Here is a 15257-nt window from a genome sequence, read left to right as displayed (position 1 = left end):
CCGGGTGACGACGGAGGGCGTCGAACGTTCGACGTTGCGTGGATTGGGGCCGCACTTCGTGATCGCGCCGCCGGGCGCGGTGGCGGCCGGGTTGGCGGCGGCCCTGGCGCCGGTGCGGGCCGAGGCGCACAGCCTGCTGGTCCTCGCGGCGGCCGAGGACGCGGCGCCCGTGCTGCGTGCGTCGCTGCCCGAACTGACGCGTGCGGCCTACGGGCTGGGTGCGGACACGCTCGTCCTCGCGGCCTCCGGCCTCGCCGCGCCGGGGCCGGACGGCCACCGGCCGGCCGAACGCCTCGCCGGGCGCGCCGGGTTGACCGTCGTCGCGCCGGACGCCGTGGTGTCCGTCGAGTCCGACGGCACCCTGCGGGCCGTGGGTGGTTCCTGGTGGCGCTGCCGGCCGGGCGGCGGACGGGCGGAGGCCCTGGGCGAGCGGTGGCCCGCACCGGTGACGCTCACGCCGCTGGCCGGCGGCGGGTTCTGGGCGACGTCCGGGACGCCCGTGGAGCGGCCCGCGATCCTCGACCACGCCCCGGGGCGGGAGGGCGCCCTCGTGCTGGTGATCGGCGAGCCGTCGGGGCGGCTGCCGTCGGGCCTCCAACTCGTGCACGCGGCAGCGGAGTCGATGACGGCGGCGAGCCCGGACTCCGTGTTGCTGCTCAGCGCTCCGTGGGCCGAGCCGATCGAACTCGTCGAGCTGGCGGCGGTCGTGGCCGCCTCGCTCCGGTACGAGGTGCGGGCCGCGATCGGCCTGCCCGTCCGCGACGGCGCCGGCCACCGGAACGTGCACGTGGCGCCCGACGGGACGGCCGGCTGGGAGCCGTACCTGACCGAACTGGCCGCCTGTCCGGTCGAACGCAAGGTCACCGCCGTCGGCTGGCGCAGCCGCCCCGACGCCCCCACCGCCCCCGGGCCCGCCCGCTACCCCGCCTTTCCCGGCTGGGAACTGGAGGCCGTCGCGGCCGGCCTGTGGCTCCGACCCACCGGCACCACCCACCGCGGCCCCCGCATGCGCCGCCCCGACCCGGGTCGGCCCGTCCTCGTCGTCGGCACCCCCGGCCGCCCGGTCACGGAGGACACCTGGGCCCGCCTCGGCGACGCCCTCGCCGGCCTCCCGTCCGCGCCCCGGCTCGGCCTGGTGGTGGCGGGCACGATGGACGCGGAGTCGCAGACGGTGGGCCGCTTCTGCGCCCGGCTGCACGGGATGGACTGGCTGGGGCCGGAGCCCCTGTGGCCCGCCCCGGGGGCGGGGGAGGCGGTTGGCGAGCCCCGACCGGGCCCGGCGGCGGAGGCCGAGGGGGCGGCCGTCCCGACACCGGATGGTGCGGCCCTCGGCGCGCCGGTGCCGGGGCTGCCGCAGGGGCAGGGGGCGTCGGCGGCGTCGGCTCCCGTTGCGGCGGCCGGGCCTTCGGCAGCCGGGGGGCTGCCCCCGGCTCCGGCAGCGGCAGAAGTCGACAGGACCGGCCTCTCGTCCTCCGTCTCGCCGGACGCGCCGGATCGGGGCGCGGCCGAGGCGTCCTCGGCACACGTGGAGGCGGAGGCCCCGGACGGCCGGGAGCCGCCCGAGGCCGCTCCCGAGCCCGTACCCGCACCGACGCCGGTCTCCGCCGTCGGTGGCCGGAGGTCCGGCTCGGTGCCGCCGACCACCGGCGGGACCTCCGGGCCGGTTCCCGCGTTCCCTGCCGCCGGAGCGCCCGTGCAGGCGCCCGCCGAGCCGACGGCTCCGTGCCCCGGCGGTCCGGCGGCGGTCTCGGACGGCGATGTGACCTCCGGGGGCGTGGACGGTCCGGCCGACGGGTCGGCGCCCGGCGAGTTGCCGTGGCGCCGGGCGGGCGACTGGCCGAGCCCGAGCACAGCAGCCGTCCTACCGGACGCGGGCGGCGGCGAGATCGGCGACCAGGAGGGTGATGGGCCGGCTCCGAGCCAAGCACGTGCTGTGCCCGACGCGGACGGCGCCGAGATCGCGCAGCGCGCGGGCGGAACCACCGCCACGCCGACGCCGGGTGAGCCGTCGTCGGACCGGGCGGGCCTACCGCCTGTCCCGACCGTCGCAGCACCGCCGGAGCGCGATGTTGCGCCCGCACCCCCTCCCCAACCCGCCGAAGCCCCGACCCCGGCCGGGGACCGCGCCGCCCTGGTCGCCCTCCTCGGGGCGGCCTACCCACGCCTCGCGCGCCGCGCCGAGGACGCGTCGACCAGGCTGCCGGGCCTGCGCTCGCAGGCCGCCGGGGGCGACCCCGGGCCGGAGCTCGTCGCCGTCCTGCTGCACCACACCGAGCCCGCTCTCCCCGTCGTCCGCGAGGACCTCGTCGCGGCGGCCCGGACGGGTGCGCCCGGCCCGCTGGGGTCGTACCTGCGGTGCCTCACCGCCGGGTTGCGCCGGCTCCCGAGCCACTACGGCGGCGTGCTGCTCGCGGCGCCCGCCGACGGGGGCGGCCTGGCCCGCTTCACGCCGGGCACGATCTTCACCGAGCGGGCGCCGGTGAGCGGGCTCGCCGCGGTGGGGGCCGATCTCGGGGAGGACGTGGAGGTGGAGTTCGCGGTGTGGTCCGTCGGCGGGCGTCGCTGCTCGGCGTTCGGCGAGCCGGGTGAGCCGGCGGCGGTGGTGTTCGCACCGGGGACGGGCTTCGAGGTGGTGGCCGTCGACGAGCCGGACCCGGCCGCCGGGGTCCCCGCCCGTGTGCTGCTCCACGAGGTGGGGAGCATCCGTCCCGCCCCCGACCGCCTGCGCACCTGGCTGGCCCGCCGGGACGCCATCGCCCCGGCCGACCGCGTCAGCCCACCCCACCCGGCCAACCATCGCCTGGACTTGGGGGCGGCCGGCCAGCAGCCCGGTGAGGACCGTGGCCGGCCCCGGCCGGCGGCGAACGGGCGGTGACACCGGCTGCCGGCGCCGGGAGAGCGAGGACGGCCGCGGCCCCGGCTACCCCCTGCTCGTCGCGGGCGCGTGGGGGCACCGGTACCCGGAGCGGGCCGTCACATTCCTCAACTCCGCGAACGCGGACGACAAGTGGTGGATCCGGAGTCCCGTCGGCGGGCGGACGTGCTCGATGTGCGTCCGGACGTAGTGTCGGTCCTCGTCGGGGTGAACGACATCGGGTGGCGCACGATCGACCCGGACGCTACGCGATCTCCGCGGATCGGTTCGAGGCCGGCTGCGACCGTTTCCGTCGAACCGGATTGCGCACCGGGCAGGTTGAACCCGTTCCGGAGGGGTTTCCGTCAGCACTTACGAGGGGCTGACGTGTTCGCCCGGCCCCGGCTGGTCCCCGTGTCACTGCCCTGGAGCAATGGAGCAATCATGAAGAAGATCAAGGCCGTTGCGGCTTCCGTGGCCGCGCTCGCCGCCCTCGCCGTCGGCGCGGCGCCCGCGAGTGCGGCGGATCTGGGCGGGGGCGTGACCACGTGCAAGAGCCCGGTGTGGGGCGGCTCGTACCTGTGCGGCGGGTCGTACGGCGACGGCACGGCGACGTACTACTTCCGCGACGGCCGTCAGGAGGTGTTCGTCATCGGCACCGACCACGCGGTGTGGACGCGGTGGACCACCGACAAGGCCGGCCACAAGAGCGGCTGGCTGTCCATGGGCGGTGTCCTGGCGGGCCCGGTCGGCATCCTCGCCTCGGACATGGGGTTCGGCAACTTCGAGATCGGCGCGATCGGCTCCGACGGCCACCTCTGGGCGCGTGCCCGTGACACCAACGGCAACTGGACCGGGTGGGCCTCGGTCTCGTAGCCGGGTCCCGGTTGAACCTTCCGCCGTCGGCCGGCCGTCGGAGAGGACGTGGACCCCGGTGCGGAACGCGCCGGACGGGCAGGAGGAGTGCCGAAGGTGAACGAGGCGGAGCGGGGCGGGTTCAGGCTCGCGGCGGTGTTCGACGCCGTGGATCCGGTGACGGGCCCGGGGTTCGCCCCGGACCGTCCGCAGCTGGCGGAGGGGCCGGAGCGGCAGGCCGTGGTGCGCTACCTGCGCGGCGGGGCGGCCGTGTTGCTCACGCCGACGCTGATGGACGACGTGGTCGATCCGGAGCGGCGCGGAGTGGTCCCGCTCGGCTACCGCACGGACGGGCGGTGGATCTGGACCGACACGGTGACGTACTACCTGGAGACGTACGGCCTGGCGCCCGAACCGGGCCTGCTCGCGCACGTGCGGGCGCAGGGGGACGGGCGGTGCGTCCAGCCGGGCCGCGAGGTGCTGGAGCAGGCGGTGGCTTTCGTCCTGGCGCCGCCGGAGCCGGAACAGGCGGCGGTGTGGACGGTCCGCCCGTAGTCGGCTGAACGCAATCGGGGGCGCCGTCCGTCGGTGCTTGTAGGAGTGGCGTCGAGTGCAGGGGATGAGCGTGGGCGAGGAGAAGCGCGGCACGGGGGAGCAGGGCTCGCCCGGCTTCCAACTTCCCGTGGTGAACTGGGCCGTGGCGGCCGAGGCGGAGGGTGAGGACGAGACGGCCGAGATCGGTCCGGCTCTCTCCGGGCCGGGGTCGGGCGGCGCGGTGGGGTCCGTGCCGGAGGTGCCCGCCGGGGCCGCACCCATCCCGCCGCCGGCACTGCCGGAGTCCGACCCCCTGGTCGAGGCCGAGACGGCCGCCGCCACGCCGGAGGCGCTCGCGGAGGCGGCCGTGGCGGACCGTGAGGGCGCCACGACCGCCGCCGACGGCCCCCGCCCGGGCCGGGTCTCGCGTCCCATGGTGGCTGCGGCGGTCGCTGTCGGCCTGGTGCTGGTGGGTGCGTCCGTCGTGGTCACGCAGCTGGGCGGTGGCGATCCGAAGCACGGCCCCGCGCAGGCGGACAACCCGCCCGGGTACGGGCAGGGCGGTGGCGACGGCGGCAACGGGTACGTGCCGGGCACTGACGGCAACAGCGGTGGTAACGGCAACGGCGGCAACAGCGCGGCGCCCGGGGCTCCGGGGGCCGTGGTGCCCGGTGGCGATCCCGCCGCGGCCGCGCCGACCCTGGACGCCGGGCAGCCGGCCGCCGCCGGTCAGCCGACCGGCGCTCCGGGAGCCGGCGCGCCCGGGGCCGGTGCGACCGCGCCCCGGCAGGGCGGAACGGCGAACCAGGGCGGTGGCAACCCGGCGACCACGTCAGGTGGTTCATCAGGCGGCGGCTCCGGCGGAAACGCCCCGCAGCAGCCCGCCCCGGGGGCTGCCAAGCCCGCCGTCCCCGGCCCGCAGCAGCCCGCGCCGCAGCAGCCAGCTCCCCAGCAACCGGCCCCGCAGCAGCCCGCCCCACCGCCCGCGAAGCCCGCCGACCCGCCACCCGTGGTGACGGTCCTCGGGCCGGGCTGCGGCGGCAAGGGCTCCTACAAGGAGATCGGCCGCTTCAGCAAGGGCATCGAGGGCTGGATCAGCAACTCCGGCGGCTGGAGCGGCGACGGCTGCAACGGGAGCTACACATCGGTCCCGATGTACGGTGACGCCTCGAAGGACGACCCCACCGCCTCGGTGGTGTGGACGTTCAACGTGGGCAACGTCAGCAGCTGCGCCCTGTCGGTCTACGTCCCCGCGAGCGGCGACGTGACGAAGGTCGGCGGCCACCCGACGTACTACACGGTGCAGAGCGGCGGCTCGGGGCGGTCCTTCAACGTCAACCAGATTTCCAGCCAGGGAAGTTGGGTGGACGTGGGCAGCTTCTCCTACAACGGCTCGCTGGCCGTCACCCTGCACACCCGCGGAGTGGACTTCGGCAGCGGTGCATCCCACGCCCACCACGCGGCGAGCGCGATCCGCGCGACCTGCACCTCCTGAGCTCCTCCAGCTCACCTGAGACACCAACGAAGGGAATCCCCCGGCATGTCACGCGCGGTGCTGACGGTCTGTGCGGAGCAGCGGGAGTCCGGCTCGCAGCCGGGCTTCTACCGCACGATCGGCGAGGCCCTCCAGGCGGCCCGCAGCGGCGCGGTGATCTCGGTGCGCCCCGGCCGGTACGAGGAGAACCTGGTGGTCACCAAGATGGTGACGATCACGGCCGAGGACGTCCGGGGCAGCGTTCGGATCAGTCCGCGTCGCGGTTCGGTCCTCCAAGTGCTGGCCGAGGCCGTGCAGTTGACCGGCCTGGTACTCCAGGGCCGGGACGAGGAGCTGCCCGCCGTGGACGTGCCGCGCGGCCAGCTCGCCCTCCAGGACTGCGAGGTGGCGGGCAGTGCGTGGACGGCCGTACTGACCCGTCAGCAGGGCGAGTTGGCGATGCGCGGTTGCCGCGTGGTGAACCCGGCGGGCGCCGGCCTGGTGGAGACCTCGACCGGCGCGAGCGTCATCGAGGACAGCGTGATCGAACACCTCGGCACCTCCGCCCTGGTGATCGGCGAGCGCGCCAACCCCACCGTGCGCCGCTGCGTGCTGCGTGACGCCCGGGGAAACGGCGTGTGCGCCAACGGCGAGTCCCGCGGCGTGATCGAGGACTGTGAGATCTCGGCAACGGACAAGCCGGCCATCGCACTCGAGGAGCAGAGCACCACCCGCGTGGTGCGCACCGAGATCCGTGACAGCGCGCTCGGCGTCTTCATCGGCTCCACCGCCCGCGTGGAGCTGGAGGACTGCACCGTCAGCGCCGTGCGCGCCCACGGCTACGTGCTCACCAACGGCACCGATCCGCTGCTGCGCCGCTGCCGCGCGGTCCGCACGCAGGGCAACGGCCTGCACGTGGCCGGACGCGCCAGGGGCACCTTCGAGGACTGCGAGGTGACCTCCGCCGTCCAGGCCGGCATCCACGTCGGGGAGTCCGCCGGGCCGAGCCTGGTGCGGACGGTGGTGCGCGACGGCGAGACGGACGGCGTCGAGCTGACCGGCGAGAGCGCGGCCGAGTTCGACCGCCTGGAGGTGCGGGACGCGGCCGGCGCCGGGGTCGTCGTCCGCGACGGCGCCAACCCGCTGCTGCGCCGCCTCGCCGTCACGGCCGCGGCCGGGCACGGCGTCGAGGTGCTGCGCGACGGGCGCGGCCGGATCGAGGGCGCCACCGTCGTCGACTCGGGACGCGACGGGGTGCGGATCGAGGACGGCGCGAACACCTACGTCGGCGGCAGCACCGTGCGCGGCAGCAAGGGCTGCGGGATCTCGGTCGGTGCCGAGGGCGTCGCGACGCTGCGCGACGTCGAGGCCGAGGACAACGCGTACGACGGCGTGAGCGTGGAGCACGACGGCGAACTCACCGCCACCCGGGCCGGGTTGCGGGCCAACCGGCGGCACGGCCTGCACCTCCTGCCCGGCGCCCGGGCGACCCTGACGGGCTGCCGGATGACCAACAACACCGTGGACGGCATCCGTTCGGAGTCCGCGGAGCCCGTCCGGCTGAGCGACTGCCTGGTCGCCGAGAACGAGGGCGCGGGCCTGCGGCAGACCGAGCCGACCGAACGGCTCGCCGTCGAGCACCTGGACAGCCGCGACAACCGCTCCGCGGACGCCCACGGCACGGCCGCCGCGGCGGCCGCGACGACCCCGGCCGCCGGGGAGGCCACTGCGGACGGCCCGGCCGGCGAGGCCGCCGCCCCCGCGCAGCACGTGAAGGAGCAGGGCCCGCAGGCCGTCCTGCAGACCCTCGTCGGCCTGGAGGGCGTCAAGGACCAGGTCGCCACGCTCGTCAACCTCAACAAGCTCGCCCGCCGCCGCGAACAGGCCGGCCTGCCGGCCCTCCCGATGAGCCGCCACCTCGTCTTCGCCGGCCCGCCCGGCACCGGCAAGACCACCGTCGCCCGCCTCTACGGCGCGATCCTGGCCGAGCTCGGCGTGCTGCGCAGCGGGCACCTGACCGAGGTGGCGCGGGCCGACCTGGTCGCCTCCATCATCGGCGGCACCGCGCTCAAGACCACCGAGGTGGTCAAGGAGGCGCTCGGCGGCGTGCTGTTCATCGACGAGGCCTACACGCTCTCCGCCGGATCGGGCGGCAGCGGTCCCGACTTCGGCCGCGAGGCGATCGACACCCTCGTGAAGCTCATGGAGGACCACCGCGACGACCTCGTGGTGATCGTCGCCGGGTACGAGGACGAGATCCGCGAGTTCCTGGCCTCCAACCCGGGCCTCGCCTCCCGCTTCAGCCGCACCGTCGCGTTCGAGAACTACAGCGACGACGAACTCACCACCATCGTCGAGCGGGCGGCCGCGAGCCACGGCTACGAACTCGACGAGGGCACGCGCGAGGCCCTCGCCGTCCACTTCGAACGGATGCCCAAGGGCCCCGACTTCGGCAACGGACGGGCGGCGCGCAAGGTCTTCGAGGAGATGGTCGACCGGCAGGCCGGGCGGCTCGCCGAACTCGAACAGTTCGACAACGCCGACCTCACCCTGCTCCTCCCGGCCGACGTGGGCGAGGAGGCCGCGGCGGCGGTCGCCCGGGCCGCGACGGGGGAGGAGGAACCGACGGCTCCCGGCCTGCTGGACCGGCTGCGCGCGATGGTCGGCCTCACGGCGGCCAAGGAACAGGTCGAGGACCTCGTCAACCTCACCCGCCAGACCCGCCGCCGCGTCGAGGCCGGTCTCCCGGCGGCCACCATCAGCCACCACCTCGTCTTCTCCGGGCCGCCCGGCACCGGCAAGACCACCGTCGCCCGCCTCTACGGAGAACTCCTCGCCGAACTGGACGTGTTGCCCAGCGGCCAGCTCATCGAGACCGCCCGCGCCGACCTCGTCGGCCGCTACATCGGCCACACCGCCCAGCTCACCCGCGACGCCTTCGAACGCGCCCGCGGCGGCGTGCTCTTCATCGACGAGGCGTACACGCTGACGCCCCGGCACGGCGGGGGCGGCGACTTCGGCCAGGAGGCCGTGGACACCCTGATGAAGCTCATGGAGGACCACCGCGACGAGGTCGTCGTCATCGTCGCCGGCTACCAGGAGGAAATGCGCGGCTTCCTCGCCTCCAACCCCGGCCTGGCGTCCCGCTTCTCCCGCGAGATCACCTTCGACCACTACTCGGACGACGAACTCGTCACCATCGTCCGCCTCCAGGCCGAGGCCGCCGGCTACACCTGCACCCCGGACACCCTGACGGCCCTGAGCAGCCTCTTCCGCGTCGTCCCGCGCGACAACTCCTTCGGCAACGGCCGCTTCGCGCGGCAGATGCTGGAGGCGATGATCACCCGCCAGGCGGGTCGCCTGTCCCGCCTGGACATCGCGGACCTGGACGAACTCAGCCTCCTGCTGCCCCAGGACATCCCGGCCGAGCGCATCGGCAGCTTCGCGTGAGCCGGGGAACCGGGCGGATCGGGGGTTTCTCTTGACCTCGGAACCGGTGGCCGGCGTCCCGGCCGCCCCCATGACAGCCGTCGGCCGGCGGATCAGGGAGGGGAGGGGAGCGGCAGCCGGGGTGTCGGCGTCCGTGGGGGACGCGTGTGGGGATGCGCCCGCACTGCCGACCCCCTCCCCGACCACCGCCGACCGACGGCCTTCGCCCGCCGAGGAGCCGAGCCGGGCGGGCGCGTACGAGTCGTCGGCTCCTGCGCGGCGGCCGTCGATTCCGGCCGCACCGGCGGCGCCGGCCACCGCCGGTCGCCGGGCCCTGGCAGCGCGGGCGTCGGCGACGGTACTGGCGGCTACGCTGCTGCTTCCCGTGGGGGCCGCATGGGCCGACACGCCCGCGCCCGCGCCCTCCTCTTCGTCCGGGGACGCCTTGCCGGGCGTCAGCCAGGTGCGGCGGGATACGTCCGGGAAGCCTGCGGGCTGCCTGCCCGCGTCGGCGAAGGGCACCCACCTCACGCCCTGGCCGCAGACCTTCCTGCGGCCCGACCGGGTGTGGCAGCTGAGCCGCGGCGACGGGGTGACGGTAGCGGTGCTCGGCTCGGGGCTGGGCGACGGCTCCGGACTGCTCGCCGGCCGCACCGACTTCGCGCCCAGGCTCGACGGGGCCGCCGACCCGGCCCACGACTGCGTCGGCCACGGCAGCTTCCTGGCCGGGCTGATCGCCGCCGACCGCCGCGACGGCACCGGCTTCTCCGGCCTGGCACCCCACGCGCGGGTCCTGGCGGTGGGCGTCACCGACGACACCGGCGCGACCACCGCGGACCGGCTCGCCCAGGGCATCACGGCGGCGGCCGACCGGGGCGCGCGCGTCATCGCCGTGGGCGTCACCGTCCCCGAGGGCAACGACGCGCTGGCCGGAGCCGTCCGCCGGGCCCGGGCCAAGGGCGCGCTGATCGTCGCCCCGGCCGCACCCGACACGGCACCCGGCGCGCAGACCAAACCGGCCCCCGTCTACCCCTCCGCCTACCCCGAGGTGCTCGCCGTCCGCGACCTCGGCCCGGCCGGGGCCCTGCCGGAGAACGCCGCGGTCGGCGGCCGGGTGGACCTGGCCGCCCCGGGCGACGCCGTGACCGGTCCCGGCCCGGCGGCCGGCGGCTACTACACGGGCGCGGGCCCGAGCTTCGCGACGGCCTTCGTCGCCGGCACGGCGGCCCTGGTCCTCGGCTACCGCCCGGCCCTCACCGCCGACCAGCTGACGGCCCGCCTCGAAGCCACCGCCTACCGCCCGGGCGGCCCGGTGCCCGACCCGCAACTCGGCTACGGAACGGTGGACTTGGTCTCGGCCGTGACGAGCACGATCGACCACGAGACGTCCCCTGGCCCGCACCCCACCGCCCCGACCACGTCCGCACTCGCGATGCCCCCTGGCCGCCCCACATCCGAAGCGCCCGCCCAGGCCACGGCGGTGGCCCTGACAGCACTGGGCACGATCGGCCTGGTAGCCATCGCCGGGGCCGTGGCCCCCCGGGGCCGCGCCCGCCGCTGGCAACCGGCAAAGGCCGACGACGCGTCGTAGCACCCCCCCGAGCGCCGCCCACGCCCGGACCGGAAAGTCGACGGGCCCGCCTTCCCGCTCCGGGCATCACCCACACCCTGCCTGTGGCGACCCGCCGTGGCCCGCACCGCCAGGTGAATCCACCGCCACGGGCAGTGGGATCCTGTGCACCGACGACGACCTCTGGGGCACCACGGTCGTCGGACCGCCGAGCCTCATCGAAGCCTTGCTGGACGGACCCCGAGGTCGAGGCGGTCCGGCTGCCCTAGGCAGTACACCTAGCCCAGTCCGTTGCCCAGCAGGTCGAAGGCGCGTTCGGTGGCGTGGACGGCTGCCGGGTAGTGCTCGTCGGCCGAGGTGCCCGCGGCCAGGTGTTCCTGGTTCATGATCGCGAGCTCGCGCTGCACCACGATCACCTGGGCGGCCACGAGGCGTGCGGCGAGTGGGTCGACGCCGGCCTCCTGCAGGGCCGCGGACAGGGCTTCGGTGCCGCGTTCGGAGTAGCGGATCAGCCGTGATGCCAGGCTCTCGGTGCCGGTGATCAGGCGGAGGAAGGCCATGACCTCGGGGTCGTCGCACAGGCCGGTGTTCGGGTCGCGCTGGGCCAGGGCGTCGAGGCGCGCCGCCCGCAGCGCCTCCAGCGGGGGCTGGCCGTCCGGGCGGGCGCGGACGATGCGGGCCGCTTCGCTCTCGTGGTCGGCGAAGCGTTGCAGGACGAGGTCCTCCTTCGTCGGGAAGTAGGCGAAGAGGGTGCGCCGGGAGACGTCCGCCGCCTCGGCGATCTCGGTGATCGACACCTGGTCGAAGCCCTTGTCGAGGAAGAGGCGGATCGCGGTCGCCGCGATCGTCTCCCGGGTGCGTTCCTTCTTGCGTTCCCGCAGGCCCATGCGCTGATTCATGCACTCAGTCTACCTCGTGGTAGACTGAGTGCAGAATTGCACCCGGTTTCTTCTCTTTGGGGGTTGTTGTGCAGACCGAAGTCATCGTCGTGGGGGCGGGCCCGACCGGGCTGATGCTGGCGCACGAGCTGACGCTGGCCGGGATCCCGGTCGTCGTCATGGAGAAGCTGCTCGCCCGGAGCACCCAGTCCCGGGCCGGCGGTCTCCAGCCGCGCACCGCCGAAGTGCTGGACCTGCGGGGGCTGTTGGAGCCGCTGCTCGCGGAGCTGCCGTCCCGGGAGAGTTCGGGCGGGCACTTCGCCGGCCTGCCGGTCGAGCTGGACTGCGCGCCGTGGCGCACCCGGTACCCGCACCCGGTCGGCGTCCCGCAGGCCGCGCTGGAGGCGCACCTCGAAGGACTGCTCGCCGAGCGGGGCGTGCCCGTGCTCCGAGGCCGTGAGGTGACGGCGGTCGCGCAGGACGCGGACGGGGTCACCGCCGAGTGGCGAGCGGAAAGCGGCGGCGGCGAGATCCGGGGCCGCTACCTCGTCGCGTGCGACGGCGGGCACAGCACGGTCCGCCGACTGCTGGGCGTCGCCTTCCCCGGCCGGGGGCGCCGGATGTCCGCCGTGGCCGCGGACCTCACGCTCGTCTCGCGCTCGGAGAAGGTCCGCACCGAGCCCGGACACTTCAGCGAGTTCACGCGGTCGGCCAACGGCTTCCACGCGATCCTGCACCCCATCGGCCCGGACCTGTACCGGATGCTGTTCGGCAAGCTCTCCGGGGACGGCCCGGACCACGCGTCGCCGGTCTCCGCCGACGAGGTCCGGGAGGCCCTGCACGCCGTGTACGGGCCCGAGACGGTGCTGGGCGAGCTGCGCGCGGCCTCCCGGTTCGGCGACGCCGTGCGCCAGGTCGAGCGCTACCGCGAGGGCCGGGTGCTCTTCGCCGGGGACGCGGCGCACATCCACATGCCGATCGGCGGCCAGGGCGTCAACCTGGGCGTCCAGGACGCCGTCAACCTGGGCTGGAAGCTCGCCGGCACGATCAACGGCTGGGCGCCCGCCGGCCTGCTCGACAGCTACCACGAGGAGCGGCACCCGGTCGCCGCGCGGGTGCTGCGCCACACCCGCGCGCAGGGCGTGATCATGAATCCGGGGCGGGACGAGGAGATCGCCACGGTCCGCGAGATCGTCACCGACCTGCTGCGGCTGCCCGACGCCCACCGGTACGTCTCGGGCATGATGTCCGGCCTGGACCTCCACTACCCGGGCGTCGGCCCCCGGCTGATCGACCTGGAGCTGACCACCGGCGACGGGCCGGCCAGGGCGAGCTCGCTGATGCGCTCCGGCCGCGGCCTGCTGCTGTCCCTCGACGGCGGGCGGCGGTCGGTCGGCGACCGGGCCGACCGGGTCGAGCACGTCCTGGCGAGGACCGACGAGGACGTCGACGGGGCCGGGGCCCTCCTGATCCGCCCCGACGGCTACCTCGCCTGGACCGACACCGACGGCACGCCGCTCGACGCGGCCCTGGCCCGCTGGTTCGGCTGAGGTCCGCTCAGGCGAGCCGGTCCGGGGGAGGGAGCCGGGTGACCGGATCGTCGGACCAGGAGTAGACCTCCAGGTTGGACAGGTACCCCTCGAAGGCGAACAGCATGGCGCCGCCCACCGGTTCGCCGGTCGCGTCGAGGACGGTGGCCTCGGCGAACGGGTTGTCCACGGTGGGCGCCGCGGGCACCGCCGTCCGGTCCAGGGTGAAGTCGATGCTCGGGCACGGGCAGGAGCAGTGGCCGGCGACGCGCAGATGGGGGATCTGCGCGGACAGCTCCGGGTACGCGTCCCCGAGGAGGGCGTTCAGGAGGTGCACCGCTTCGTCGGGGATGGGCTCGCCGGTCATGGCCCGAGCCGACCACCCGGCGGCCGGGCCGGTCAAATCCGGCGGTCGGCCATCGCGTCACCGGTGAGGGCGGCCAGTTCGAGGATCGCCGCCGCCCGTGCCCTGGGGCGACGGCGGGGGAGGACGACGACGCCGCGGCAGCGGGTCAGGAAGTGGGCGACCAGGTGGCGCCGGTCGGGGCCCGGAGCCCCGGAGGGTGCCGGGGTGAAGGCCACGACCGCGCCCCGGGCCAGTTCGCCGCGGCCCTCGGCGGCGAGCCGGTCGAGCAGGGCGGAGGCGGTTCGGGCCCCGGCGAGGGAGGCGTCGGCGCGGATCACCACCTGGTCGGCCGCCGACGCCACCGCCGCCTGCCGGGCGTCGTCGCCGGCGCCGGTGGCGTCGGCGAGAACGACGGGGTAGTGGGTGCCCAGATCGGTGAGGGACTGCCGGTGGTCGGCGTACGGGTGCTCCGGGCGGGCCGTCAGCAGCGCCAGTCGGCCGCCCACGTGCCGGAAGGCGTCCGGCAGGGGAGCGGCGGTGAGCAGGGCGCTGAGCGCGTGCGGTGGTGTCGGCGCGGCGGCGTCCGGCCGCGGCGGCGCGAGGTCGAGGACGGCCACCTGGTGGCACCGGTGCTCGGCCAGCAGGGCGCCGAGCGCGACCGCGAGTCCGGCGGAGGCGTCGGCGGGGGCGGCGGGTGTGCCGAGGAACGCGACGCGGTGGCAGGCGAGCAGCGGGGTGCGGACCCGTTCGATCTGCTGCCGGGGGTCCGCCGACTCGCGGAACAGCTTTCGGGGGGCGTGCACGTGGGGCGCGGTGGCGGCCGGGGGAGCCGGAGGACGGAGCGCCAGGACAGGTGCGGGTGCCTGCGCCGGCACCGGCACCCGTCCTGGCACTGGTACCTGCACCGGCACTGGCGCCTGCACCGGCACCGGCACCGGCCACTCGGCCGGAGTGTAGTCCGGACTGGCGTCCGCTCCAGGCCCCGACAGCAGCTCGGTCCAAGGGACTTGGAAGCCGGGATGCGTGCCGTCGGAGTAGGCCATCGGGTGTCCCTCCCGGTTCGTTCGTGTGCCGCCGGGGCCGCCCCTCCGCCCGCCCCGGGCCGGCCCGCCCAGCCGGAACTACGGCGGCCGGTGCGCGGAGGGTTCAGCGGCGGGTTCGACCGGGAGCACGGGCCGTGCCCGCCGGGCGGGTGCTGAACCCCGTTCAGCGGGGGGCCCGTTGAGCTGGTCAGGGCGCACCGTGCGTCCTGACCACGCTTGGAGGAACCCCATGCGCACCACCACCCGTGCCGCCGGCCTGCTGTTCGCGGCCGCCGGCCTGGTCGGCCTCACCGGAGTCACCGCCGCGCAGGCGGCCACCGTCCCCGCGGTGCCGAGGATTCCGGCCCAGCCGATCGGCCCCGTGGTTCCGGGCGTCCCGGCCCAGCCGGCCGACAACTTCGTCCTGTGCTCGGGCGGCAACTACCCGTCGTACGCGGTGTTCCCGAAGCGGGGCGGCTTCTCCACGCACGTGGTCGCACCGCACCAGTGCGAGCAGCTGTCGCTGACCGGCATCGGCAAGGAGCAGGTCGTGCTGTACGGCCTGCGGCCCGACGGCCGGCCGTTCACGATCGCCAAGGACACCTTCGACGACCGCGACGGTGAGCGGATCCGCACGCTCGGCACCCCGGACGCCAACGACTGGACCACCTTCTAGGACGCGGAGCCCAGCCGCCGGCCGGGCGGCGACCAGGCCCGGCCGGCGGGTTCCGCTGTCCGCAAACCCCCGACCGGACCGGGCTACCAG

The 15257-nt window shown here is 75.6% G+C and carries 11 protein-coding genes; 8 read left to right on the top strand and 3 right to left on the bottom strand.

The window, feature by feature from the left end; genetic code table 11:
- The first annotated feature begins 34 nt into the window (after positions 1–34).
- The 6 genes from AB0C76_RS03230 to AB0C76_RS03205 all read left to right on the top strand — a co-directional run bounded on the left by AB0C76_RS03230 (position 35) and on the right by AB0C76_RS03205 (position 10737).
- A complete protein-coding gene (locus AB0C76_RS03230; RefSeq protein WP_359958824.1) occupies positions 35–2875 on the top strand; it encodes a hypothetical protein in 2841 nt (946 codons plus the stop codon).
- A gap of 423 nt (positions 2876–3298) precedes the next feature.
- On the top strand, positions 3299–3730 hold the full coding sequence (locus AB0C76_RS03225; protein WP_359958821.1) for a hypothetical protein: 432 nt from the start codon (positions 3299–3301) through the stop codon (positions 3728–3730).
- Between the two features lie 96 nt (positions 3731–3826).
- Positions 3827–4264, top strand: coding sequence for a hypothetical protein (locus tag AB0C76_RS03220; RefSeq protein WP_359958818.1), 438 nt, complete (start codon positions 3827–3829; stop codon positions 4262–4264).
- Between the two features lie 55 nt (positions 4265–4319).
- Positions 4320–5738 carry a hypothetical protein gene (locus tag AB0C76_RS03215; protein WP_359958815.1) on the top strand — a complete coding sequence of 473 codons (1419 nt, stop codon included), beginning with the start codon at positions 4320–4322 and terminating at the stop codon, positions 5736–5738.
- Positions 5739–5783: 45 nt separating this feature from the next.
- On the top strand, positions 5784–9167 hold the full coding sequence (locus AB0C76_RS03210; protein WP_359958812.1) for a right-handed parallel beta-helix repeat-containing protein: 3384 nt from the start codon (positions 5784–5786) through the stop codon (positions 9165–9167).
- Between the two features lie 364 nt (positions 9168–9531).
- A complete protein-coding gene (locus tag AB0C76_RS03205) occupies positions 9532–10737 on the top strand; it encodes a S8 family serine peptidase (RefSeq protein ID WP_359958809.1) in 1206 nt (401 codons plus the stop codon).
- 257 nt (positions 10738–10994) lie between these two features.
- On the opposite strand, the gene AB0C76_RS03200 is transcribed toward AB0C76_RS03205, so the two are convergent.
- Complete coding sequence (locus tag AB0C76_RS03200; protein ID WP_359958806.1) at positions 10995–11615, bottom strand: TetR family transcriptional regulator; 621 nt, start codon at positions 11613–11615, stop codon at positions 10995–10997.
- A 68-nt stretch (positions 11616–11683) separates the two neighbouring features.
- On the opposite strand from AB0C76_RS03200, the gene AB0C76_RS03195 reads away from it, so the two are divergent.
- Positions 11684–13144 carry an FAD-dependent monooxygenase gene (locus AB0C76_RS03195; RefSeq protein WP_359958803.1) on the top strand — a complete coding sequence of 487 codons (1461 nt, stop codon included), beginning with the start codon at positions 11684–11686 and terminating at the stop codon, positions 13142–13144.
- A gap of 7 nt (positions 13145–13151) precedes the next feature.
- Here the strand turns inward: AB0C76_RS03195 and AB0C76_RS03190 are convergent, their stop codons facing one another.
- Positions 13152–13490: a hypothetical protein gene (locus tag AB0C76_RS03190; protein ID WP_359958800.1), complete on the bottom strand. Its 339-nt coding sequence runs from the start codon at positions 13488–13490 to the stop codon at positions 13152–13154.
- A gap of 32 nt (positions 13491–13522) precedes the next feature.
- Positions 13523–14272, bottom strand: a complete 750-nt coding sequence (locus AB0C76_RS03185) for a hypothetical protein (protein ID WP_359958797.1) — start codon at positions 14270–14272, stop codon at positions 13523–13525.
- Positions 14273–14741: 469 nt separating this feature from the next.
- Here AB0C76_RS03185 and AB0C76_RS03180 point away from each other — a divergent pair, with 469 nt between their 5' ends.
- On the top strand, positions 14742–15167 hold the full coding sequence (locus tag AB0C76_RS03180; protein WP_359958795.1) for a hypothetical protein: 426 nt from the start codon (positions 14742–14744) through the stop codon (positions 15165–15167).
- The last annotated feature ends 90 nt before the right edge of the window (positions 15168–15257 follow it).

The sequence above is a fragment of the Kitasatospora sp. NPDC048722 genome (genome assembly GCF_040650235.1).
Lineage (GTDB): Bacteria > Actinomycetota > Actinomycetes > Streptomycetales > Streptomycetaceae > Kitasatospora.
Note: the sequence above shows the minus strand (reverse complement) of the source record. Positions and strands in the feature narration are given on the sequence as shown.

Excerpts from the sequence above, each read along its gene's own strand:
- AB0C76_RS03225 (WP_359958821.1), top strand. The coding sequence starts at position 3,299 with ATGAAGAAGATCAAGGCCGTTGCGGCTTCCGTGGCCGCGCTCGCCGCC.
- AB0C76_RS03210 (WP_359958812.1), top strand. The coding sequence starts at position 5,784 with ATGTCACGCGCGGTGCTGACGGTCTGTGCGGAGCAGCGGGAGTCCGGC.
- AB0C76_RS03200 (WP_359958806.1), bottom strand. The coding sequence starts at position 11,615 with ATGAATCAGCGCATGGGCCTGCGGGAACGCAAGAAGGAACGCACCCGG.
- AB0C76_RS03190 (WP_359958800.1), bottom strand. The coding sequence starts at position 13,490 with ATGACCGGCGAGCCCATCCCCGACGAAGCGGTGCACCTCCTGAACGCC.
- AB0C76_RS03180 (WP_359958795.1), top strand. The coding sequence starts at position 14,742 with ATGCGCACCACCACCCGTGCCGCCGGCCTGCTGTTCGCGGCCGCCGGC.